Origin of the sequence: Alitabrizicola rongguiensis, assembly GCF_021491355.1 — a bacterium.
In the GTDB taxonomy this organism is placed as follows: Bacteria; Pseudomonadota; Alphaproteobacteria; order Rhodobacterales; family Rhodobacteraceae; genus Aliitabrizicola; species Aliitabrizicola rongguiensis.
Map to the genome: position 1 here is coordinate 1048970 of NZ_JAKENF010000001.1, position 21681 is coordinate 1070650.

Annotated in this window: 21 protein-coding genes; 7 read left to right on the forward strand and 14 right to left on the reverse strand. The window is 63.1% G+C overall.

Annotated features, from left to right (window positions below):
- Nucleotides 1–29: 29 nt before the first annotated feature.
- Nucleotides 30–1301, reverse strand: coding sequence for a transcription termination factor Rho (gene rho, locus L0V05_RS05190; protein ID WP_234869018.1), 1272 nt, complete (start codon nt 1299–1301; stop codon nt 30–32).
- A gap of 131 nt (nt 1302–1432) precedes the next feature.
- Nucleotides 1433–1882, reverse strand: coding sequence for a protoporphyrinogen oxidase HemJ (gene hemJ / locus L0V05_RS05195; RefSeq protein ID WP_234869019.1), 450 nt, complete (start codon nt 1880–1882; stop codon nt 1433–1435).
- Nucleotides 1883–2283: 401 nt separating this feature from the next.
- On the opposite strand from hemJ, the gene L0V05_RS05200 reads away from it, so the two are divergent.
- The 4 genes from L0V05_RS05200 to dnaQ are packed head-to-tail and all read left to right on the forward strand — an operon-like array spanning nt 2284 to nt 5015.
- Entirely contained in the window at nt 2284–2892 is a 609-nt protein-coding gene (locus L0V05_RS05200) for a Maf family protein (protein WP_234869020.1), read from the forward strand.
- Complete coding sequence (locus tag L0V05_RS05205) at nt 2889–3728, forward strand: shikimate dehydrogenase (protein WP_234869021.1); 840 nt, start codon at nt 2889–2891, stop codon at nt 3726–3728. The genes L0V05_RS05200 and L0V05_RS05205 overlap by 4 nt, the downstream gene beginning before the upstream one ends.
- Nucleotides 3725–4318 (forward strand): dephospho-CoA kinase, encoded by a 594-nt coding sequence (gene coaE, locus L0V05_RS05210; RefSeq protein ID WP_234869022.1) that lies wholly within the window; start codon nt 3725–3727, stop codon nt 4316–4318. The genes L0V05_RS05205 and coaE overlap by 4 nt, the downstream gene beginning before the upstream one ends.
- Nucleotides 4311–5015 (forward strand): DNA polymerase III subunit epsilon, encoded by a 705-nt coding sequence (gene dnaQ, locus L0V05_RS05215; protein ID WP_234869023.1) that lies wholly within the window; start codon nt 4311–4313, stop codon nt 5013–5015. Before coaE ends, dnaQ begins: the two co-directional genes overlap by 8 nt.
- Here dnaQ and secB read toward each other — a convergent pair.
- Together secB and L0V05_RS05225 are read right to left on the reverse strand one after the other, a co-directional pair.
- Nucleotides 5012–5512 carry a protein-export chaperone SecB gene (secB, locus tag L0V05_RS05220; protein WP_234869024.1) on the reverse strand — a complete coding sequence of 167 codons (501 nt, stop codon included), beginning with the start codon at nt 5510–5512 and terminating at the stop codon, nt 5012–5014. The two genes, dnaQ and secB, sit on opposite strands and share 4 nt — an antisense overlap.
- A gap of 70 nt (nt 5513–5582) precedes the next feature.
- A complete protein-coding gene (locus L0V05_RS05225; protein WP_234869025.1) occupies nt 5583–6083 on the reverse strand; it encodes an FxsA family protein in 501 nt (166 codons plus the stop codon).
- Nucleotides 6084–6190: 107 nt separating this feature from the next.
- Here L0V05_RS05225 and L0V05_RS05230 point away from each other — a divergent pair, with 107 nt between their 5' ends.
- Genes L0V05_RS05230 through L0V05_RS05240 form a run of 3 tightly spaced genes read left to right on the forward strand, consistent with a single transcriptional unit; the run spans nt 6191 to nt 8488 of the window.
- The gene (locus tag L0V05_RS05230; RefSeq protein ID WP_234869026.1) at nt 6191–6856 is read left to right on the forward strand and encodes a Tim44/TimA family putative adaptor protein; all 666 of its coding nucleotides are present in this window, start codon (nt 6191–6193) and stop codon (nt 6854–6856) included.
- Nucleotides 6857–6866: 10 nt separating this feature from the next.
- Nucleotides 6867–7889 carry a murein transglycosylase A gene (gene mltA, locus L0V05_RS05235; protein WP_234869027.1) on the forward strand — a complete coding sequence of 341 codons (1023 nt, stop codon included), beginning with the start codon at nt 6867–6869 and terminating at the stop codon, nt 7887–7889.
- A 2-nt stretch (nt 7890–7891) separates the two neighbouring features.
- On the forward strand, nt 7892–8488 hold the full coding sequence (locus tag L0V05_RS05240) for a Smr/MutS family protein (RefSeq protein ID WP_234869028.1): 597 nt from the start codon (nt 7892–7894) through the stop codon (nt 8486–8488).
- Nucleotides 8489–8497: 9 nt separating this feature from the next.
- Here the strand turns inward: L0V05_RS05240 and L0V05_RS05245 are convergent, their stop codons facing one another.
- The 10 genes from L0V05_RS05245 to tsaE form a co-directional block, all read right to left on the reverse strand.
- Nucleotides 8498–9619 (reverse strand): alpha/beta hydrolase, encoded by a 1122-nt coding sequence (locus tag L0V05_RS05245; protein ID WP_234869029.1) that lies wholly within the window; start codon nt 9617–9619, stop codon nt 8498–8500.
- A gap of 91 nt (nt 9620–9710) precedes the next feature.
- Nucleotides 9711–11006, reverse strand: coding sequence for an ATP-dependent protease ATPase subunit HslU (gene hslU / locus L0V05_RS05250; RefSeq protein ID WP_234869030.1), 1296 nt, complete (start codon nt 11004–11006; stop codon nt 9711–9713).
- Nucleotides 11007–11077: 71 nt separating this feature from the next.
- The gene (locus L0V05_RS05255) at nt 11078–12154 is read right to left on the reverse strand and encodes a hypothetical protein (RefSeq protein WP_234869031.1); all 1077 of its coding nucleotides are present in this window, start codon (nt 12152–12154) and stop codon (nt 11078–11080) included.
- Nucleotide 12155: 1 nt separating this feature from the next.
- Nucleotides 12156–12713, reverse strand: a complete 558-nt coding sequence (hslV, locus tag L0V05_RS05260; RefSeq protein ID WP_234869032.1) for an ATP-dependent protease subunit HslV — start codon at nt 12711–12713, stop codon at nt 12156–12158.
- Between the two features lie 110 nt (nt 12714–12823).
- On the reverse strand, nt 12824–13150 hold the full coding sequence (trxA, locus tag L0V05_RS05265; RefSeq protein WP_234869033.1) for a thioredoxin: 327 nt from the start codon (nt 13148–13150) through the stop codon (nt 12824–12826).
- Between the two features lie 71 nt (nt 13151–13221).
- Nucleotides 13222–16548 (reverse strand): double-strand break repair helicase AddA, encoded by a 3327-nt coding sequence (addA, locus tag L0V05_RS05270; protein ID WP_234869034.1) that lies wholly within the window; start codon nt 16546–16548, stop codon nt 13222–13224.
- Nucleotides 16545–19484 (reverse strand): double-strand break repair protein AddB, encoded by a 2940-nt coding sequence (gene addB, locus L0V05_RS05275; RefSeq protein WP_234869035.1) that lies wholly within the window; start codon nt 19482–19484, stop codon nt 16545–16547. Before addB ends, addA begins: the two co-directional genes overlap by 4 nt.
- Nucleotides 19477–20181, reverse strand: coding sequence for a nucleotidyltransferase family protein (locus L0V05_RS05280; RefSeq protein ID WP_234869036.1), 705 nt, complete (start codon nt 20179–20181; stop codon nt 19477–19479). The genes addB and L0V05_RS05280 overlap by 8 nt, the downstream gene beginning before the upstream one ends.
- Nucleotides 20160–21173 (reverse strand): aminoglycoside phosphotransferase family protein, encoded by a 1014-nt coding sequence (locus tag L0V05_RS05285; RefSeq protein WP_234869037.1) that lies wholly within the window; start codon nt 21171–21173, stop codon nt 20160–20162. Before L0V05_RS05285 ends, L0V05_RS05280 begins: the two co-directional genes overlap by 22 nt.
- Nucleotides 21166–21645 (reverse strand): tRNA (adenosine(37)-N6)-threonylcarbamoyltransferase complex ATPase subunit type 1 TsaE, encoded by a 480-nt coding sequence (tsaE, locus tag L0V05_RS05290; protein WP_234869038.1) that lies wholly within the window; start codon nt 21643–21645, stop codon nt 21166–21168. Before tsaE ends, L0V05_RS05285 begins: the two co-directional genes overlap by 8 nt.
- Between the last annotated feature and the right edge of the window lie 36 nt (nt 21646–21681).

Genomic DNA, 21681 nt, shown 5'->3' on the forward strand with positions numbered 1-21681 from the left:
AAGGCGAAATCCGAACAGGAAATACCGCGTCAGGTATTCATCGACTCGAAGAATTCGGCGTTGCTCTTCGTCTGCTTCAGCTTCGAAATCAGGAACTCGATGGCATCGGTCGTTCCCATCGGGTTCAGGATGCGCCGCAGTACATAGGTCTTCTGCAGATCGCCCTTGTCGACCAGAAGATCCTCTTTCCGCGTTCCGGATTTCAGGATGTCCATGGCCGGGAAAACGCGTTTGTCCGCAACCTTGCGGTCCAGCACGATCTCCGAGTTGCCGGTGCCCTTGAATTCTTCGAAGATCACCTCGTCCATACGGCTGCCCGTATCGATCAGGGCTGTCGCGATGATCGTCAGCGAACCCCCTTCCTCGATGTTGCGGGCCGCACCGAAGAACCGCTTGGGCCGTTGAAGCGCATTCGCATCGACACCACCGGTCAGCACCTTGCCGGAAGATGGAACGACAGTATTGAACGCACGACCAAGGCGCGTGATCGAATCGAGCAGGATCACCACATCACGTTTATGCTCGACCAGTCGCTTGGCCTTCTCGATCACCATCTCGGCCACGGCGACGTGACGCGTTGCCGGTTCGTCAAAGGTTGAGGAGACCACCTCGCCCTTCACGCTCCGCTGCATGTCCGTAACTTCCTCGGGCCGCTCGTCGATCAACAGAACGATCAGATAGCATTCCGGATGATTGGTCGCGATCGAATGCGCGATATTCTGCAAAAGCACGGTCTTGCCCGTCCGCGGCGGAGCCACGATCAGCGCTCGCTGCCCCTTCCCGATCGGCGCGACAAGATCGATGATCCGGGCCGAACGATCCTTGATCGTCGGATCGTCGATTTCCATCTTCAACCGCTCGTCGGGATAAAGCGGCGTCAGGTTATCGAAATGGACCTTGTGCCGCGCCTTTTCCGGATCGTCAAAATTGATCCGAGTCACTTTGGTCAGCGAAAAGTAGCGCTCCGCGTCCCGTGGCGCCTGGATCACGCCTTCGATCGTGTCCCCGGTGCGCAGCGAGAACTGCCGAAGGATCTCGGGCGAAACATAGATGTCATCAGGGCCCGGCAGATAGTTTGCCTCTGGCGAGCGGAGAAAGCCGAAACCATCCTGCAGCACCTCAAGAACGCCATCGCCGCCGATCTCGAACCCTTCTTCGGCATGCTCCTTCAGGATCGAGAACATCATCTCGCCCTTGCGCATCGAAGGAGCGTTCTCGATCTCCCACTCTTCTGCCATCGCCAGAAGATCGGCCGGGGTCTTGGCCTTCAGGTCGGACAGGTTCAGACGTTCTCTGGTCATGGGAGGCGGCTCGCGAAGCAATGACAGCTGTCCCGTATACGGGAGCGGTCAGGAATATGGCACGGGAAAGATCTGGGCCGGACGGCTCAGCAAGCGGTTGAATACGTCCGCCGCCGGCACAAGTCAACCGCTCAGAACTTCACAACCACGGAGAGCACGACCACAAGCATCAGAATCGTCGGCAGTTCATTCATCATCCGGTATTGCCTACCGGTCCGGAGGTTCTGACCCGCAGCGAAATCCTTGCGTCGAAGGCCGAGCCAATGATGGAACCATGTCATGGCCAAAACAGCTGCAGCCTTTGTCCAGGGCCAGACCATGCTCCAGTCCACGATCCCGGGGGTGAAGACAAGCGCCAGACCGAATATCCATGTCGCGATCATGGACGGGTTCATGATCAGCCTCAGAAGCTTCCGTTCCATTGTCTGGAACAGTTGGTCGGTTTCGCTTCCCGCTTCGACAGCCTCGGCGTGATAGACGAAAAGCCGAGGCAAATAGAAAAGGCCCGCCATCCAGGCGATCACCGACATGATGTGAAAAGCCTTGGTCCAGGAATAGTACTCGGCCAGAAAGTCGCTCATGGTTCCCTCTTCCTTGCCCTCTCTTCTAATCAGATAAGAGTCTTTAAAGGAATGATGCTGTTGGTCCTCTGGACAACGGGATTTCTCTTCTTTTCCCGGTAGACATCCACAAGGCAAAGCCTGTGGGAAACTTGCGCAGAACTTCGCGAGACAGAGCCAATGACCAATAAAATAATTCTATTTCAATGAGATATATAGGCCAGAACCCTAGAGCGCCTGTGGATCGAAACCCTCTTCTGTCCGCTGATATCTTTGCCCACAAGATCAGACAGAACTTCTCCCATCGTGGACAACTCCGAGGCAGACTTGACAAGGCGTGGGGGTCGACCAAGCTTTGCCGGAACAGGCGCGATCGTTCCCGGAATGGGCCGCAGGAACATATCAGGATTATCCACAGCCCTATGCCCTCGACGAACAAAGAGATCATCCTGGCATCGCAATCCGAAGTGCGGAAAAGGCTGCTTGACGCCGCAGGGGTAAGAGCCATCTGCGTAGCGGCGAGGGTTGATGAACGGTCGATCACTCAGGCGCTTATCGCCGAAGAGGCCAAACCCCGCGACATCGCGGATACGCTGGCTGAATTGAAGGCTCGAAAGATTTCCGACCGCTACCCGCAGGCTCTGGTCATCGGATGCGACCAGACGCTCGATTTTCAGGGAGAGGTCTGGGGCAAGCCAGAGGACCCTGACGTGGCACGCGACCAACTCGTGCGGCTCAGGGGCCAGACCCACAGGCTCCATTCAGCCGTCGTTCTCTATGATGCAGGTGAACCCATCTGGCGGCACGTTGCGACGGTGCGGCTGAAGATGCGGGATTTCTCCGACACTTTCCTTGACGACTATCTCGCGCGGAACTGGGAAACAGCCCGGCACAGCGTCGGCTGCTACATGCTGGAGGCAGAAGGGATCCGACTCTTCGAGACGGTCGAAGGCGACTATTTCTCGGTTCTCGGGCTTCCGTTGATGCCGTTGCTCGGTTATCTCGGGAAGAGAGGTTTCATCCCCGCATGACGGAACTGCCGCGTATCCCCCTTGCCGGCGTGATCGGCTCCCCAATTGCCCACAGCCGCTCGCCGGCGTTGCATGGCTATTGGCTGAAGCGCTACGGGATCAAGGGCCACTACATCCCCATGGATATCGGCCAGGCCGATCTGAAGGAAGCCTTGCAGTTCCTGCCACGGGTCGGCTTCGTCGGGCTGAACGTGACGATCCCGCACAAGGAAACCGTGCTCGCGCTTGCCGATATCGTCACCGATCGGGCAGCTCTGATCGGTGCAGCCAATACACTGATCTTCCGCAAGGACGGAAAGGTCTTCGCCGACAACACCGACGGATCGGGCTTCATCGCAAACCTCCGGCAGGAAGCCCCGCATTGGGCCCCTTCGGCAGGCCCCGCGGTTGTACTCGGGGCCGGTGGTGCGGCGCGTGCAGTCGTGGCGGCGCTGATCGAGGTTGGTGTCCCTGAAATCCGCATCGCAAACCGCACGCGCGCCCGGGCCGAGGCGCTCCGCTCCGACTTCGGTGCCAAGCTCGTGGTCGAGGAATGGGTTCAGGTCGGCAATATCCTGGATGATGCCGCGACCGTGGTGAATACGACGGCGCTCGGCATGACGGGCAAACCCGATCTCGTGGTCCCACTTGACAGACTTCCGTCGTCGGCTTTGGTCACCGATCTGGTCTATACCCCTCTGCAGACGACGTTTCTTCAACAGGCGGCAATGCAGGGCTGTACCACTGTCGATGGCCTTGGGATGCTGCTCCATCAGGCCGCCCCCGGCTTCGAGCGCTGGTTCGGCGTCCGGCCCGAGGTGGATGCCGAGACCCGCGCCGCGGTGCTGGCCGCATGACCGCCTACCGGTTGGGCCTGACCGGGTCGATCGGCATGGGCAAATCCACCACGGCAGCGATGTTCGCGGAGCTCGGGCTTCCCGTCTGGGATGCCGATGCAGCGGTTCATCGGCTTTATGCCTCCGGTGGTGCAGCCGTTAAGCCGCTGTCTCAGCTCCACCCGCCGGCGCTGATTGACGGCGGCATAGACCGTGCGGCGCTCAAGGTATGGATCGCCGCCGATCCCACTGCCCTTCGGCAGCTCGAAACCACCGTTCACCCGCTTGTCGCCGCCGACCGGGCAGAGTTCATCAAGGGCACACCTGGCGACATCGTGGTTCTCGACATCCCGCTTCTCTTCGAAACCGGCGCCGAAACGACGCTCGATGCAACCCTGCTTGTCACCGCACCACCCGAACTGCAGCGGGCCCGGGTTCTCGCTCGCCCCGGGATGACACAACAGCAGTTCGATCTGATCCTGTCGCGCCAGATGCCTGACCCTGAGAAGCGCCGCCGCGCCACCCATATCATCGAGACTCTGTCCATATCTTCGGTCCGCGCGGGGGTCGAAGCATTGGTCGACTACATCAGGAGCAGGCGCGATGCGTGAGATCGTACTCGACACCGAGACCACGGGCTTCGAACCCTCGGAAGGGCATCGCATCGTCGAAATCGGTGCGGTCGAGCTATTCAACCACCTGCCCACCGGTCGGACCTACCACCAGTACATCAACCCGCAGCGGATGATGCCGAAAGAGGCGTTCGAGGTTCACGGGTTGGGCGACGACTTCCTGCGCGACAAGCCCGTCTTCAGGTCGATTGCCCAGGACTTTCTGGATTTCGTCGGCGACGCGCGCCTTGTCATCCACAACGCCGCCTTCGATATCCGGTTCCTGAATGCGGAACTCGAATGGGTTGGGCTGCCGCAGATTTCATTCGACCGCGCAATCGACACGCTTCTGATGGCACGGCAGCGCTTTCCGGGTGCCCCCGCCTCGCTCGACGCGCTTTGCCGTCGCTTCGGCGTCGACAACTCGGCAAGGGAAAAGCACGGGGCGCTGCTCGACAGCGAGATTCTGGCTGAAGTCTATCTGGAACTGATTGGCGGTCGTCAGCCCGATCTGGTTCTTGCGCCGGAGTCTAGCCAAGGCAGCCTTTCGCCATCGACACCCGTCTGGCGACCGCGGCCGCGACCGCAGCCGCTTGCGCAGCGTCTCACCGAAGCCGAGGAGAAGGCCCACTCAGCCTTTGTCGCCGCGCTTGGAGACGCGGCGATCTGGAAGAAACGGGCTGGTGCAGGGTCTTAGGAAAGCGGCTGACCGGCGGCCTTCTGGCTTTCCGCGCGGCGGGCGAGTTCCTGCCGGTACAGCGCAAGATAGTCCACGGTGTCGATATTGAGCGCCGGAAAGCCGCCGTCGCGGGTCACATCCGAAATGATGCGGCGAACGAAGGGGAACAGCAGGCGCGGGCATTCGATCAGCAGGAACGGGTGCAACTGATCTTCCGGAACGCCCTCGACATGGAAGATCCCGCCATATTCGAGCTCCAGAAGGAACAGCGACTCACCGTTCGCCTTGTTTTTCGACGTGACGCGGAACTTGTTGATGACCTCGTACTGATGGTCGACCGGGCGCTTCCGCGCGTCGAGGCTGACCTGAACGGTCACATCCGGGTTGATCTCAGTACCTTGCAGCCCCTTCTGTGCGACGGCGTTCTCGAAGGACATGTCGCGAATGAACTGAGCCAGGACCTGCATCCGGATTTGCGGCGCTTCGCCCGTGGCGTTTCCGTTGGCTTCCGCCATCTCAATCTCCCAATCTTGTCAGGCCAAAATGGCCGTTGGGGGCATTCTCTAGCAGGTCGCCCGCGCGGTCTCAATGCCGCGTCCAGCCAGAAGGCGGGCGCGTTTCATCATCGGGAAGCTCTTCCCAGGTGCCATCGATCACATCGCCACGACGGCCCGCGCCGCGCGGCGTCCCACCATATGTGACGATGAAGGCGCCGTCTTCCGAAATCTGCGCCATTTTCCGGGATGCGCCGCGCGACAGGCGGTCAAGGACCAGTTGCCGCACCGGCGGCAAAAGCAATAGTAGGCCAAGGGCATCTGCAAGAAAGCCGGGCAGGACAAGCAGGATGCCCGAAACGACCGCAAAGGCGCCATTGGCAAGAACCGGCGACGGATCGTCGCGGGACATCATGGCAAGGCGCAACTGATCGCGCGCCCGCGTTCCCTGCGCGCGGATCAGCAGAATGCCGGCCAGTGCGGTTCCAAGGATAATCGCCATGGTCCACCACAGGCCAATCCAGCCACCCACGGTGACAAAGAGCGCTATTTCCACAAGCGACAAGACGACGATCAGCGCCAAAAACGACATAGTTTCCCTCTCGATCGGGCCGGGCGGTGGACTTGGGCCCACCCCTCACTTACATAAGGCGCAACAGGACGGCTAAACAACTCCGGGCTGTCCAATTCGAGGTATCCATGAGTTCGCCGCTGATCCAGCTTCTCGTTCTCGCCGCAGTCGCGGTGTTCCTGATCCTTAAGCTGCGCAGCGTCCTTGGGACGCGCGAAGGGTTCGAGAAGCCGCCCCTGCCACTTGAGGACAGTGTCCCCGTTCGTCCGACGCCGCGGAATTTCGAGGTGATCGAAGGCGGGGCGGATCGTGACATCATCGACAATGTCCCCGACGGCAGCCCTGCCGCCAAGGCACTTGCGGCAATGAAATCCATCGAGCCAGGTTTTTCGGTGGTGGATTTTCTGTCGGGGGCGCGCGGAGCCTACGAGATGATCCTCATGGCGTTCGAGAAAGGCGATCTCGCTTCAATCAAGCCATTCCTGTCTGACGACGTTAACGCCTCGTTCGCCGAGGTTGTCGAGGCGCGGGAGCGCGAGGGACTGACAATCGAAAGCCATTTCGTCGGTCTGCGTGAACTTGCACTTCAGAATGCCACGTTCGATCCCGTCACGCGTGAGGCTGAAGTCACCGTCCGCTTCGTGGGCGAGTTGACTTCGGTTGTTCGCAACCGCGCCGGCGAGGTTGTCGAGGGAAGCCCGACTGCAGCAAAGCGTCAGCGCGATATATGGACTTTTGCCCGCAAGATGGGTGCCGACGATCCGAACTGGCAACTGGTCGCAACCGGAGAATGATGGCAGGGCGATGCGGGTTCTGTTGTACGCCATCGCCCTTTCGGTCCTGGCGATGACCAGCGGACCACTGCAGGCCCAGGTTCTTTCGTTCGACCAGCTCGACGGCTGGGAAAGCGACGATCACGCCCAGGCCCTGAAGGTTTTTGTCCAGACCTGCGACCAGCTCGACGATCCGGTCTGGCGGCCTATCTGCGGCTTGGCTCGAGACACGCGGCCCGACGCAGCCAAAGCGTTCTTCGAGCTTTTCTTCCGCCCGACGTTCACGGGTTCGCCCCCGGCCCTGTTCACGGGCTATTTCGAGCCGGAGCTTGACGGTTCCCCGGTCAGGACGCCGCGTTTCGCCTATCCGATCTATCGTCGCCCGCCCGACCTGGTCGATGGCGCGCCGTGGTATTCGCGCGCCGACATCGATGGCGCCGGAGTGTTGCGCGGACGCGGGCTCGAGATCGCGTGGCTCGAGGATCCGGTCGATGTCTATTTCTTGCAGGTGCAGGGATCGGGCCGGATTCGGATGCCCGATGGCCACGTCATCCGCGTTGGTTATGCCGGCAAGAACAACCAGCCTTATCGGTCGATCGGACAGGAACTCGTCCGGCGCGGGATCTTCGATGCAAGCGAAGTTTCGGCAGATGTGATCCAGAACTGGGTGCGGCAAAATCCGGGCGCGGGTCAGTCGTTGATGAACACGAACCCCTCATTCGTCTTCTTCCGCAAGATCGCCGATCTGGCTCCGAACGAGGGGCCGATTGGCGCCATGGGCCGCCCGATCATGGCGGGGCGCAGTGTAGCGATCGACCCCGCACATGTTCCGCTGGGAGCGCCGGTCTGGATCGAAAAGGATGGTACCGAACCAATGCGGCGGCTGATGATCGCGCAGGATACCGGCGGCGCCATAAAGGGAGCTCAACGCGCGGACATCTTCTTTGGCACTGGTCGCAAGGCCGGGCTGGATGCCGGACGCATCAAGGATCCTGGCCGGCTGATCGTGCTGATGCCGATCGACCTTGCCTTTGCGATGGCCTCAAACGGCTGATCATGGCGCGGCGTCGGACCCTTCGACCGGAGGAAGAAGACCTCTGGCAGAGCGTCGCGCGAACGGCGCAACCGCTTCATCCACAGAAATCTCCGTCTCTGGACCAGCTGCGCTCACCTCTGCCGACCGAGTCCTCACAAAAGGCAGAGCAACCAGAACCGATCCGGACCTTCCGGGTTGGGGAGCGGGCGCAGACGGTTCTCGGGCATGACCTGAGCCCGTCGATTTCAGACAGCATGACGCGGGCGCCCCTTAGGATGGATGCGAAGGCTTTTGCCCAGATGTCGCGCGGCAAGCTCTCGCCTGAGGCGCGCATCGACCTTCACGGCATGACGTTGGCCGAAGCGCATCCTGAACTCATCCGGTTTGTGCTGAATGCCCAGTCGCAGGGTCTTCGGCTGGTTCTTGTCATTACTGGCAAAGGCAAGCGGATGGAGGACAGCGGGCCCATTCCGCAGCGGGTCGGGGTCCTGAAGCACAGCGTGCCTCAATGGCTGCGCTTGCCCCCTTTGGCACCGGCGATCCTGCAGGTCGCGGAGGCGCATCTGAAACACGGGGGCAGCGGCGCCTACTACGTCTACCTGCGGCGGTCGCGGTGAAGCCGCGACCTACTGCTGAAGCGCGTCGTTCAGTCCTTCAACCGGCTTCAGTACGATGTTCGTCGCCCCCCGCGCCGTCAGCACCAGTCCGGTAAGAATGCCGGGCCGGCCGGCCTGGTCCTGGTTGAAGGCCGCCTGGACGGCGTCCATCTTGCCGAGAAGCGCGATCAGCTCGGGCGAGGTTGCAACGTTGAAGTGCCCTGAGCCGGTCGAGAATGCAGTCGTATCAATGACCTGGATATCCAGACCGGCAAGCTGGCTGCCATCGGGCATGTTGCCAAGCCGGTTCGGCTCCATCGTGATGAAGGATGACAACCGCAGCGCCTTGTCCTTGTTCGATGTGAAGATAAAGAACGGCTCCGGAAGGTTGGTGAAGGTCGCAGCCTGCGAACGGAAAAGCTCGACATCGATATCCGGCGAAAGCAGCACAACTCCCCCAAGGTGCCGCTTCAGTTGGGCGGGATTGCGGATGTCCATCTGGCGCAGCGATTCGACAAGGAGCTGCGACCCCATGGAGTGCCCGACGACAATGACCTTGTCCGCACCTGCCGCGATGACATCATTGAAGAGTTTCTCGAACCCATCACGTGCATAAAGGGCAGAGTCCCTGTCATGGACGTAACCGAGGGGCTTCGCCGTCGATGGCCACGAATAGTGAACCGCAACACCCGGCATCTCCAGATCGTGGACCAACTGGGCCATCCGGTAGAGCCCTTCCGCGAACGTATTGTTGAAGCCGTGAACGAAGATCACCACGGTTCGTTCAGAGGCTGGCTTCGTTAGGATCGCGCGGTGCAAGTCGCGCTCGAAGGTCTTGGCATCTGGATAGATAACGGCGCCGGTTGTCACGAACTCGGTTTGCGGATCAGGAGCCCGGCCGCGCTTGGGCCAGCGAATCTCGCCGGGGGTACGATCGGGCGGGACCGAGATATCGTACTTGGCCAGCGACACTTTGGACGACCGGCCAGTACCGAACTCTCCGATGGCTGGATCATACTCGCGGGTCGTGCCGACAAAAACGGTCTCGATCTTTCCGACGCCCCGAGCCGCAGGGTCAATGGTTATCGCGCCACGGGAGCCACAGGCGGCAAGGACGACCAGAAGGGCAACGACTAGAACTTGCGAACGCATCATTGCCTCAGATCTCCACGGCGACCTATCGGATGTCTCGGCGAGAGAATGCGCAGCAGGTCAATTTGGCGTCAAGCCAAGGCCCGGCCCCTCAGAGCACATACCTGCTCAGATCGGCAGATCTCGACAGGGCGCCCAGATTCGCTTCGACGAATTCTGCATCGACGGCGATCGCCTCACCGCTGCGGTCGGGGGCGGAGAAGGACAGTTCTTCGAACACCCGCTCCATCACCGTGTAGAGGCGCCGCGCCCCGATATTCTCGACGCTGGCATTTACCTCGGCCGCGATCCGCGCCAGCGCGGCGATCCCATCATCGGTGAAGGTAACGCCGACTTCCTCGGTCGCCATCAGTGCCGAATACTGCCGGGTCAGGGCGTTGTCGGTCTCGGTCAGGATCCGCACGAAGTCGCCCTCGGTCAGAGCGCGCAACTCGACCCGGATTGGAAGACGCCCCTGCAGCTCGGGCAGCAGATCCGATGGCTTGGCGATGTGAAAGGCACCCGAGGCGATGAACAGGATATGGTCGGTCTTGACCGGACCGTACTTGGTCGAAACGGTCGTGCCCTCTATCAGCGGCAGCAAGTCGCGCTGCACACCTTCCCGGCTGACATCAGCCCCGCGCGTTTCAGCACGGGCCGCAACCTTGTCGATTTCGTCGATGAACACGATTCCGTCCTGCTGGACGGCTTCCAGCGCGGCCTTCTGGACGGCCTCGTCATCCAGCAGCTTGTCGGCCTCTTCCCCGATGAGAATGTCGTAGCTCTGGGCGACTGTCATCTTCTTGCGGTTTCGCCGCTGGCCGAATGCCTTGAACAGATCCTGCAACCCATTCATCTGCGCTTCCATGCCCGGCATGGCCATCCCCGGGAACGCCGGGGCTGCATCAGTCACTTCGATCTCGATGACGGTATTGTCGAGCTCGCCGCGTTTCAGCTTCTGGCGGAACATATCGCGGGTCTGATCGCGGGCATCCTTGCCGGCAAGTGCCTCGATCACCCGGTCTTCGGCGGCGCGATGGGCCTTGGCGCGCACATCCTCGCGCATCCGCGCCCGTGTCTCGACGATGGCGGCATCGACCAGATCGCGGATGATGCTGTCCACGTCGCGTCCGACATAGCCGACCTCGGTGAATTTTGTCGCCTCCACCTTAAGAAAGGGCGCCTTAGCCAGCTTGGCAAGACGGCGGCTGATCTCTGTCTTGCCGACGCCGGTCGGCCCGATCATCAGGATGTTCTTGGGGTAAACCTCGTCCCGCAGATCGTCGCCCAGCTGCTTGCGACGCCACCGATTGCGCATTGCGACGGCAACGGCGCGTTTGGCTTCGGTCTGGCCGATGATGAAACGGTCGAGCTCCGAGACGATCTCGCGCGGGGTAAGGTTGGTCATCGCTCTCTCCTCGGAGTTTGCGTTGTCATATATGCAGGACCGTCGCGCGGGCAATGCAGTCTGGCGGCTGGTCAGCCGTTATCCGCATAGGGCGGAAGGCGATCCTTTCCGGGGAAATCGGGAAGCGCCCTCATCAAGCCAGCGCGGATCTGCGTCCAGTAGGTGCCGATAGCGGTCAGGAAGGCGCCAAGGATCAGAAGCAGCAGCGCCAGCGAAAGATTGCTGTCTCCGTACCGCAGAACCCAGGCGATAAGCAGGCCCAGATAGCCGATGCCAGCGGTCAGGAAGCTGCGGCGGTCGATGACAAGCGCCAGAAGGCCGATCGCCACCAATGCCAGAGCCAGCAGCAGGTTTCCTGCCGTGTCACCCTGGCTATAGGCGGTCAGCGCCACAGTGTTGACCAGCGCCGGCGCGGCGAGGATATGGCACCAGAAGCCGGTCGCGGACCATCGGCCAAGCCGGTACGGGTCCTTCATGTCGCACCATAGGCCCGCGACCAGCATCACAAGCCCAAAGATCAGCGTCGCAACGGGCAAACCGCTTCCCGCAGCCAGATCAAATAGCGCCGTCCAGTCGAAGGCCATGTCGCCGAAGGGGAAGATAAGGTCGACTGCGATAAAGACCGGCAGACTCGCGGCCAGGCCCATGGGCAGCGCCGTGAAAGGCACCTTGAACACGCGGAAATGCAGGGCAAGCGCCGCAAGGCAGATCAGGGAATAGATGAGCGCCACCAGTCGCGGATGCGACTCGGGCCCGAAGACGGCGGAAAGGATGAGTGCCGCTCCGATGGCGATCCCTAATGCAAAGCCGACCACCAGAACTATGCTGGGCAGCGCCATGCGGCGCTTAAGGGTGAAATAGCGGGCAAAAACCCAGCACAGGCCGGCGGCCAAGAAGGGCAGGATCGCGCCCCCAAAGATCTGCCCGACTGCAAGGATACCCGATATCAACAATACCAGACCGACCGACACAAAGATCTCGGCAAACCCACGAAACAGCTCGAACGGCTCGTCTTCGGGGCCGAGCGTCTTGCGATAGCCCAGACGCTCCTCGCTGATTGTCAGCAGGCGCGCCGCCTGTGCCTCGGTCAGCACGCCCGAAGCCACGGCCGCCCGAAGGTCGTCGCGGGTCAGGCTGTCCTGCGCCATCTCAGGCTCGGATCCGTTCAACGGTGAGATTGCCGTTGGTATAGACGCAAATCTCGGCAGCGATTGCCATGGCCCGCCGCGCGATATCTTCCGCCTGGAGATCGGTCGACATCAGGCCCCGCGCCGCGGCCAGAGCGAAGTTGCCGCCAGATCCGATCGCCGCCACGTCATTCTCGGGTTCCAGCACGTCGCCCGCCCCGGTGATGACGAACAGATCGCGTCCGTCGGTAACGATCAGCATCGCCTCGAGATTGCGCAAGTACTTGTCCATGCGCCAGTCCTTCGCAAGCTCAACGCAGGCTCGTGCCAGTTGGCCCGGCAGCGCTTCGAGCTTCTTCTCCAGCCGCTCCAGCAGTGTGAAGGCATCGGCGGTGGATCCGGCGAACCCCGCTACAATGTCGCGTCCGCCCGGCGACAGGCGGCGAACCTTGCGGGCCGTGCCCTTGATGACTGTTTGCCCAAGGCTGACCTGGCCGTCGCCCGCGACGACAACCTCGCCGCCCCGCCGCACAGCAAGGATGGTCGTGCCATGCCATCCGGGAAACTTGTCTTCGGCCATAACCGCCTCCTTTGACTTCGGCGGAATATGGCTGCGGCACCAAGGCAGCACAACCCGCCAAGCAAAAGGGCGCCCGAAGGCGCCCCTCAAAAGCTTTATTGAACGGCGGATCAGATCGCCGAATTGATCCAGTTGGCCAACGCAGCCTTGGGCGCTGCGCCGATCTTGTTCGAGACGACCTCGCCGTTCTTGAACAGGAACAGCGCGGGGATGCCACGAACGCCAAGAACCGCCGGGCTGTCGGGGTTTTCGTCCACGTTGACTTTGACGATCTTCACCTTGCCGGCATATTCAGCGGCCAGTTCTTCCAGGGCCGGGCCGATCTGGCGGCAGGGGCCGCACCATTCGGCCCAGAAATCGACGACGACCGGAACGTCCGACTTGCGGACTTCGGCGTCGAAGGTAGCATCGGTGACGGCGACGGTATTGGTGGCCATGATGGGGTCTCCCAGGCACAAGCTGATGGGGAATAGGTCGGACCTGAACCTATGGACAGGGGTCGGGGCCGTCAAGGGACGGTGATCCTTTGCAAGGCCGCCATGACCAGATCGCGGGGCAGCGGCATCAGGCTCGGCCCCTCGGTCCACAAGATTGCCAGGTCGACTTGCTTGTTTGGATGGAGCTGTTCCAGAAGGGCGCCGTAGGCGGCCATCTGGCGCAGGATGCCTTCCGGCACGTCCTCAGCCCGGTCGGGCACAACGCGATTCGACTTGAAGTCGATCGCCGTCACCCGGTCGGGCGCAATGATCAGCCGGTCGATCGATCCAGCCATCATCTGACCGCCGACCCGGCCGGCCACCTCCACCTCGGCCAGTGATCCGCTGCCAAACAATGCCCCGAAGGCCGGATGGGTCAGCACGCTTGTGGCACGGTCGAGCTCCAGAGCGCGATCCTGCGGATCGATGTCGGCCAGCAATCGATCCGCTGCGGACGGCCAAGCGGCAGGCGGCAGACCGGGCAGCAGTTCCAGCAGAAGGTGCAGGGAGGTTCCCCGGCGCTTGGCAAGCTCTTGCAAGGATGGGTCCGAGTCACCGGCAAGCGCCTTGGCTCCGCCAAGGTCCGACGGCGACAGGATTGCAGGCGGGCGAACCCCTTCAGGCGCAGGACGACGCGCCCAGTCTGGCAGCGCAGGCTCGACCCCCGCCGCCTCTTCTGCACCAGGGCTCGGCAGGGGCCAATTGCCGCAGGCCAGTCGGAGCATTCCGTCGGAAAGCGGCTCTGCACCGGCGGAAATCATGCCCTGCGCAACGATCTGATACCAGCAGTCGGGATTTTCCACTGACCCCGCCGCCGCGACGATCAGCCAGCATTGAGCGCGGGTCATCGCGACATAGAGAAGCCGCAGACTTTCTTGGGCCGCTGCAGCCTGTCTTTGGGACTGCGCTGCCGCCAGCGGCGGAGGGCTGTCCTCTGCCCGCATTCGCCATGCCGCGCCACCTTGAGCAATCGGGACAATGTCATCCCCGGACGGGGCTCTGCGGTCCTGCGTCTCTGGCAGGATGACCACCGGCGCTTCCAGCCCCTTGGCGCCATGGACCGTCATCACCCGGATGCGGCCACCAGCGCTTTCCATCTGGCGCTTCACCTCGATCTCTTCGGTAGTCAGCCAGCCCAGAAATCCGGTCAGGCTTGGCACCTCGCTGCGCTCATAGGCAAGTGCCTGAGTCAGCAACTCGTCAATTCCGTCCTCGGCCTCTTCGCCCAATCGGGCGATCAGACGCCGCCGCCCGTCATGCCGGGTCAGGGCCCGTTCGATCAGGTCATAGGGCCTCAGGAAGTCGGACTGATCGCGCAAGTCGCGCAGGACGGCGACGGTTTCGGCGCGTCGATCCGCCGCGCCGCGCAGCGCCTCCCACAAACCGCCCTTTCGACCCTGTGCCAGCGAAAACAGGTCCTGCTCGGACCAGCCGAACAGAGGTGAACGCAGCACTGCGGCCAGTGACAGCTCGTCATCATCGGTTGCCAGGAATGACAGAAGCGCCGTCAGGTCGCGCACGGCGATCTCGCCCCCAAGCTTTAGCCGGTCGGCCCCCGCGATGGGCAGCCCCGCCGCCTTGCAGGCCCGGATGATCTCTCCGAAAAGTCCGGATCGCCGCTGAACCAGGATCAGCACATCCCCCGCCGTCATCGGCCGGCACCGCCCGTTCGACAGAGGTATTTGCACACCGTCTGCCAGCCAACCGGTAATCTGGTCGGCAATCCGTCTGGCCAGGCGAGCGTTGTGGTGCTCATCGGTGACCAGATCGACCGGGTCGAACCAATCGCCAGGTTCCGGGTCCTCGACCTTGGCGATCGCGGGCCACAGATCGACGCGGCCCGGCAAGTCTTCATGGAAGGCTATATGGCGAACCTCGGTCCCAAGCGCACGCCCTGTCTCTGGGTCGAAGGTTCGGTCGACCAGATCGAGGATCGCGCGGGACGAGCGGAACGAATGGTCCAGCGTCAAGTCGGCAAGCCGCATGTCGACCTGCGCCAGCCGCGCCCGGAATTCGGCCTTCATCCGGTCGAAGGCCTGGAGATCGGCGCCCTGGAACGAATAGATCGACTGCTTCTTGTCGCCCACCACGAAGATCGTGCGCTCGACATCCCGGGCGCCCCGGCCCGTGGTGAATTCCTGAGCCAGAAGCTCGATCACCCGCCATTGCTCCGGGCTGGTGTCCTGCGCCTCGTCGACAAGAATATGGTCGATGCCGCCGTCAAGCCTGAACAGAACCCATTGCGCAACCGACGGATCGGTCAGCAACTGGCGGGCTTTGGCGATGAGGTCGTCGAAGTCGAGCTTGCCGCCGGCGGCCTTCCGCGCCGCATATTCCGGAAGGAAGGCGTCCGCAAGGCGATGAAGTGCAAGCGTCCGCTCGGCCGCACGCAAGGCGATGCGGTCCGCCCGTGCCGCCTCGACCCGCAACATCAGCGCCTCAAGCGGCGCCAAAAGCGGCCCAAGCGCAGCGCGGGTCGCCTTGGTCGGGAACGAGCCGATCTTGGCCGAGTAGGGCTGCTGTGCCGAGGCTCCTGTCAGGAAGACATCCTCGAGTATCTCCAGATCCGGCTCGGCAAAGGAGAAGGCAGAGAGCCGCGCCGCCGCCTTGCTGTCATTCGTGCCGCCGCCAGCCAGGATATCCACCACCTTTGGCAGCCAGGCCTCCTCACCGCCAAGAAGCACTGACGCGAGAACGGTCTCTAACTTGGCGTCTTCGGGCAGGCCAAACTGCCGAAGGGCCGCCGCCCGGTCGAAACAACCGGGGAAATGCGACCGGTTTCGCGCGACGTTTTCGGCAAGGTCATCCAGGCTGTCGCCGGTGAAATGGCGAGCGATGGCGGCCACGGCTTCAGGGGCCAACGACTCGGCCATCTCCTCGACGATCTCATTGCGGATAAGCCTTGCGGCGCGATCGTCGAGTTCGACGAACTGTGGGGAGACGCCTGCCTCAAGGGGAAACCTGCGCAGAAGCGAGGCGCAGAAGGAGTGGATCGTCTGGATGCGCAACCCGCCAGGTGTTTCGATCGCGCGGGCAAACAGCCGCCTGGCGCTCGCCAGCACGCCTTCGTCTGCCGGTCCTTCGGCACCGAGTCCGGCCAGCGAGGCGCGCAAGGCGTCCGCGTCCTGCATCGCCCATTCGCCAAGGCGACGGAACAGACGGTTCTGCATCTCGGAAGCCGCCGCCTTCGTGTAGGTGAGGCAGAGGATACGCTGGGGCTCAACCCCGTTCAGCAGAAGCCGTGCCACCCTGTCGGTCAGGACGCGGGTCTTGCCAGACCCGGCATTGGCCGAAAGCCAGGTTGACGTGCCCGGATCGGCCGCCTCGACCTGCCTGATGCTGGCCAAGTCGCGCGTCATTCGGCGCTCTCCGCGGTCAGGGTAAAGGCTGAAGGAGGGTCGGACATGTCCCACTCACCGAACCGCGCCAAATGGTCATAGTCGCCCGCTTGCCTTTCGCCGAACATCGCGCGACGCGAGGCATAGCCCTGATCCTGGCGGCCATACTGGCGGATCAGGGCCAAAAGCTCGTTCCAGACCCTGTCCAGCAGATCGGCAGCAATCTCGGTTGACTCGATCTTGGCCCCGGCCCCAAGGCCGACATAGGTCACTCGTGCCACCTGCCTTGGTCCAAGCGCCGCGAACCCGCCCCGCTCGGCCATCGCCGCCTCGAGCAGCAACTGTTTGTCGAATTTTTCTTGCTGCTTCTTCGTGGGTGGAGCGCCCGTCTTGTAGTCGAGAATATGCAGCAGTCCGTCCGGTTGTTCATCGATCCGATCGGGCCGGGCGGTCAGCGTGAAATCAAGGTCCGGCAGCCGGATCGCCCCGCGCTCTTCCAGGATAAGGGGCGTGCCTTCGGCTGCCCTTTCACGGGCGACAAAGGCGGGGGCGACACGCTCCAGCCGCGCCCGCCACAGGGCGCGAGCTGCGGGCCAGGGCGCCTCTTTCGCAAGAACGTCATCGGCAATCGACAGCAGACGCAGTCGTGCCATTTCGGCTGTCTCCTCGACCTGCTCGCGCATGAAACGTTCGAGGATCAGATGCAGGATCGATCCGCGCGCCAGTGCGTCCGGCGCGGGCCGCAGCGGGTCGAGCGGATAGAGCCTCAGGATGTAGCGTGCATAGATCGCGTAGGGATCGCGGATCAGCCGGGAGATGCCGGTGACCGGCAGCTTTCTGGGGCGCAAGGCAACGGGCGGTCTGGGGGCGGGTCTGGGCGCGGGCGGACTTGGTGCGTCGGGCCTCTCCAGTACCCGCGCGAGATCAAGCCACCGCTGGCCCCGATCACGCATGGCCGTCAGCGCATCGGGCCCGTTTCGATCCGGCAGGCCGGCCATTAGGTTGGTCAGCCGGTTGATCCATCGCGATGGCACCGTTTCCGCCTCGGCATCGCGGAGCGCCCGGGTCAGGATTACCTCGCGCGCCGCGACCGCCTGCTGGTAGTCATGTGCGGAAAGGCCGATCTGTCGCTCGGGCAGCAGCAGCCCCGCTGCCTTGCGCATCTGGCGGTTCAGCCAAGGGTCTGGCGAGGGAAGCCGTGGCCAGACCCCGTCGTTCAGCCCGCCGAGGATGACCAGATCGGCCCGGCATTCGCGGGCCTCGCGTGTGCCGATGATGCGGATCCGCGGATGCACCGAAATCGACTGGCGCACTTCGGTCTGGTTCGTCAGCGATGTGAAAAGGTCCCGGTACTCGGCTGCAGTCATCGCGCCGCCGTTTTCCGCCTCGCGCGCCAGATCCTCGATCACGGCCGAGGCGGCCTGTCCGGCCTCCCGTTCCCAAAGGGCTCCAGTGGCCTCGGACCATGGACCCCGCGCGAGCGCTTCGGCCAGTGCGCGGTGCCGGGCGACGTGATCCGCAAGCTGCCGGGACCGCCCAAGATCAAGGCCGCAGACGGCATCGCCGATCCACTTCGCCCAAACTTGGGCCGACGGATCCTTGTGGCCGGCGGCCCAAGCCGAAAGTGCATCGACGGTCGGAAACAGCGGCCCATGGCGGCGCAGGTGCAATTCCAGCGCGCGGGTGAACAAGAGATGCGGCCCGCGCCCCTCGGCTGACGAGGTGATGGGGTGCTTCAGCAGCACAAGCAGGGTCTCCACCGTCAGCTTTTCGCCGAACAGCGCCGCGACATGGCGCAGGAACCGTCCGGGAGCCGAGACGCCAAGTGGCTGTCCGGCGCTGTCGTCCGGCGTGATGCCCCACCGGTCGAGCGCCGCGACGACCTGACGGGCCAGCAGGCGGTCGGCGGTGACCAGCGCAACCTCGCGGTCGGTCTCGGCAGCCTCGCGTAGGACGAGAGCGATTGCCAGGGCCTCGGCCCGTGGAGAAGGAGCCTCGATCAGGGTCATTCCTTGCGCGGCGAGCACGAGGTCCGGCAAGTGTTGTCCCTCGGTCAGCCAGCGGTCGGTAACCGGTGCGGGCCGCAGCGAGAGCGAGATCAGGCGGTTGCGTTCGGGTGCGGGCGGGGAGCAGGGGATCCAGGGGCGAAGATCGGCAGGGCTCTGGCCGCACAACTCCATCAAGCGGCGGAAACGGAACTGCGGGTGATCTTCGGACGTGAGCGCATCGTCCAGTTCGGCCCATGCGGATTGTGGCATGTCGCCATCGACCCCCGGCAGGATGATCGCCCCTTGCGGCAATGCGGCGACTGCCTGCATCAGGAGGGCCGTCGTCCCCCGCGATCCCGTCGACCCTGCGATCAGTACCGGATGGCTGGGTGGTGAGGATTGCCAGCGGCGCGCAAGCGCCTTGACCGCCATCCGCCGCCGCGCTTCGGCGTCGGGGGGTGATTCCCCGGTGAAGAAGGGTGTGACGATCGACAGGAAATCTTGTGCGCGCTTCCAGTGGGCAGAGTGATCGGACACGTCCAGTGCCGAAAGTGCTTCCGGCGGAACACCTTCGCCCTGCATCTCATCGATCAGATTGGCCAGGCTATCGGCCAGATCATAGATGGCGGCTCGCGGCGCGAGGTCGGGCTGGGCATTCAGCAAGCCGGCAATGAGCTGGGTCAACTCTAACCGCCGCCGCAAGGGCGGGATTGCCGCCGGCATCGCCTCGTCCGGCGGCAGGAAAGGATCTGTGACAAGCCGCAGGCGGGGCAGGTATCCCGCGCCGCTTGCCAGGAAGCATTCCCGCACCGCCTTCAGCATCCGGCCGGAGTTCACGTACAGCTCGACGCTAGCCATCGCCTCGGGCGGATCCCCTGCCACACGTTCCTTCAGCCCGGCAACGAGGGCCGCGGCGAAATCTGCGCCGGGGGGCAGCGTGAACAGGCGTGGCGAGCCGGCTTCAAACATGTCCGGATGCCGCAAGAAGCGCCTCTGCGTCGACGATCCCGTCCGGATGGCCAACATCGCACCAGCCGCCGTCATGGACCATTCCGAACAACCTGCCCGCCTCCACCATTCCGCGCCAAAGCAGCCAGATAGAGAACGATCGTTCGGAAATTTCCAACAGTTGCTCTGTCCGCAGAATCTGTGCGCCGAGATAGACGTAACCGGGCCGTCCGGCGACAGGCGGATGCTGTATGCGGCCGTCATCGGCAAGCGTGAAGTCCGGCTTCGGCGCATGACCGGTTGCTTGTTCGACCGGCAACAACAGCAAAAGGCCGTCCATGTCATCCGACCAGCGGGAAATGAGTTCGGAAAGCGGATTCGCACCCGTCCAGACCGCATCGGTATTCAGCGTCAGCACCGGGCCGTCGCCAAGCAGAGGCAAAGCCTGTTTCAGCCCACCCCCGGTTTCGAGGATTTCCTCCCTCTCCCAGGAAAGGCGAAGGTCGCGACCGAAGAGGTGATCGGCAAGCTGCTCTCCACGGTAATGCAGGTTCACAACGATTGGCGCGACGCCGGCGGCTTCGGCGATATCCAGGGCGTGGTCGATCAGCGGCCGCCCCGCGACTGGGATCAGCGGTTTCGGGCGGTCGGCGGTCAGCGGCCCCATTCGGGTGCCGAAACCGGCGGCGAACAGCATCAGGGCGCGTGGTGGCCGCATTTGGCACGGATCCTTTCCAGTCGTTCCGGTGTCGGCGCGGGCAGGGTCTCCCTGCAAATCGCGGCCAGCGCCGCCAGTTCAGGCTGCTCGAGGTTGCGCTGCAATTGTGACCAGACCCGCGGAATCTTGTCGACATAGCCCGGTTTGCCACCAACCAGCGACAGCCGGGCAAAGATCCCCAGAATCCGCAGCGCCCGCTGCGCGCCGAGCGCCGCATAAGCCGGGCCGAACCCTCCCTCGGCGCGGCCGGTGAGTGACAGATAGTACCGGATCATTGTCTGTTCGATCCCCTGCCCAGTGTCGCGCCGCGCATCCTGCAGAAGCGAAACAAGGTCGTAGCCCGGCTGGCCAAGCTGGGCGAGCTGGAAGTCGAGCACCCCGACCCGAGCGACTCCCCGCCTGTCCGGAAGCCACAGCAGGTTCTCGGCATGATAGTCGCGCAGGATCATCACCCGAGGAGCATCCGCATGGTGCTGCAGTGTTTCTGTCAGAACCTTTCGGAACGGAGACGTGTCCATCCGGTCTCCGGTGATCGCAAAGCGGTACCAGTCCAGCGCAAATGCAGCGGCTCCGGCCCAATCGGCCGCGGTAAGGTTGGATAGTGCGGGGGGCGGATCGTTGCGCTCGATCTGCGCCAGAACCTCGACCGCCGCCTTGTAGAGCGGCTCCTCGAGTTCGGGCCGGCGTTCGATCAGCCGGGCATAGATGCCGTCGCCCAGATCCTCGATCAGCAAGAGGCCGCTAGCGATGTCTTGCGCGAGGATTCGTGGCGCAGACAAGCCGATCGAAAGGAGATGGTCGGCAATCCGAACGAAGCTCTCGGTATCCTCCCCCTCCTCGGGTGGAGCATCCATCAGGACGGCACTTTTCCCATCCAGCGTCAGCCTCTCGTATCGTCGGGCCGAGGCATCGCCGGCCAGAAAACTCCGCGCGGCGTTGCCCCAGCCACAGCCGCTCAGGAAAGCGGTGATCGATGCGGCCCGGTCAGTCACGGAGAAGTGCCCCGAGCTTGTCCAGCCGGTCCAGCCAGGAGGCGCCGCCGGTCAGCGTCGCAATTCGTCCTTCGCCTTCAGCGCGCAGCACCAAGGTCAATGCATCGCCGGGGCGCGCCGTTCCAAAGCGTTCAGGCCATTCAACAAGACAGATGTCTCGGCCAAAGGCCTCTTCCAGGCCAAGTTCGAGCAGGTCGTCGGGATGGCTCAGCCGGTACAGATCGGCGTGCCAGATGGGCGGATGGCCGTCATACTCCTGAACCAGAGTGAAGGTCGGAGAGGGAACGTCTTCGTCCCGCCCCAGACGGGCCCGGATATAGGCGCGGGCGAAATGCGATTTTCCCGCGCCGATCGGACCTTCCAGAAGAATGATGTCGCCCGGCCTTGCGACCTTTGCCAGCACAATGGCCAACTGGTCGGTCGCTTCGGGGGTCGGCAGCGGAAGGGTGATCTGTCTATCGGGCGTGGCCATGGCCCGAATCTATCGACCGGCAGGGCGACCGCAAGC

Coding starts and splice junctions, on each gene's coding strand:
- rho (WP_234869018.1), bottom strand. CDS start 1,301: ATGACCAGAGAACGTCTGAACCTGTCCGACCTGAAGGCCAAGACCCCG.
- hemJ (WP_234869019.1), bottom strand. CDS start 1,882: ATGAGCGACTTTCTGGCCGAGTACTATTCCTGGACCAAGGCTTTTCAC.
- L0V05_RS05200 (WP_234869020.1), top strand. CDS start 2,284: ATGCCCTCGACGAACAAAGAGATCATCCTGGCATCGCAATCCGAAGTG.
- L0V05_RS05205 (WP_234869021.1), top strand. CDS start 2,889: ATGACGGAACTGCCGCGTATCCCCCTTGCCGGCGTGATCGGCTCCCCA.
- coaE (WP_234869022.1), top strand. CDS start 3,725: ATGACCGCCTACCGGTTGGGCCTGACCGGGTCGATCGGCATGGGCAAA.
- dnaQ (WP_234869023.1), top strand. CDS start 4,311: ATGCGTGAGATCGTACTCGACACCGAGACCACGGGCTTCGAACCCTCG.
- secB (WP_234869024.1), bottom strand. CDS start 5,512: ATGGCGGAAGCCAACGGAAACGCCACGGGCGAAGCGCCGCAAATCCGG.
- L0V05_RS05225 (WP_234869025.1), bottom strand. CDS start 6,083: ATGTCGTTTTTGGCGCTGATCGTCGTCTTGTCGCTTGTGGAAATAGCG.
- L0V05_RS05230 (WP_234869026.1), top strand. CDS start 6,191: ATGAGTTCGCCGCTGATCCAGCTTCTCGTTCTCGCCGCAGTCGCGGTG.
- mltA (WP_234869027.1), top strand. CDS start 6,867: ATGCGGGTTCTGTTGTACGCCATCGCCCTTTCGGTCCTGGCGATGACC.
- L0V05_RS05240 (WP_234869028.1), top strand. CDS start 7,892: ATGGCGCGGCGTCGGACCCTTCGACCGGAGGAAGAAGACCTCTGGCAG.
- L0V05_RS05245 (WP_234869029.1), bottom strand. CDS start 9,619: ATGCGTTCGCAAGTTCTAGTCGTTGCCCTTCTGGTCGTCCTTGCCGCC.
- hslU (WP_234869030.1), bottom strand. CDS start 11,006: ATGACCAACCTTACCCCGCGCGAGATCGTCTCGGAGCTCGACCGTTTC.
- L0V05_RS05255 (WP_234869031.1), bottom strand. CDS start 12,154: ATGGCGCAGGACAGCCTGACCCGCGACGACCTTCGGGCGGCCGTGGCT.
- hslV (WP_234869032.1), bottom strand. CDS start 12,713: ATGGCCGAAGACAAGTTTCCCGGATGGCATGGCACGACCATCCTTGCT.
- trxA (WP_234869033.1), bottom strand. CDS start 13,150: ATGGCCACCAATACCGTCGCCGTCACCGATGCTACCTTCGACGCCGAA.
- addA (WP_234869034.1), bottom strand. CDS start 16,548: ATGACGCGCGACTTGGCCAGCATCAGGCAGGTCGAGGCGGCCGATCCG.
- addB (WP_234869035.1), bottom strand. CDS start 19,484: ATGTTTGAAGCCGGCTCGCCACGCCTGTTCACGCTGCCCCCCGGCGCA.
- L0V05_RS05280 (WP_234869036.1), bottom strand. CDS start 20,181: ATGCGGCCACCACGCGCCCTGATGCTGTTCGCCGCCGGTTTCGGCACC.
- tsaE (WP_234869038.1), bottom strand. CDS start 21,645: ATGGCCACGCCCGATAGACAGATCACCCTTCCGCTGCCGACCCCCGAA.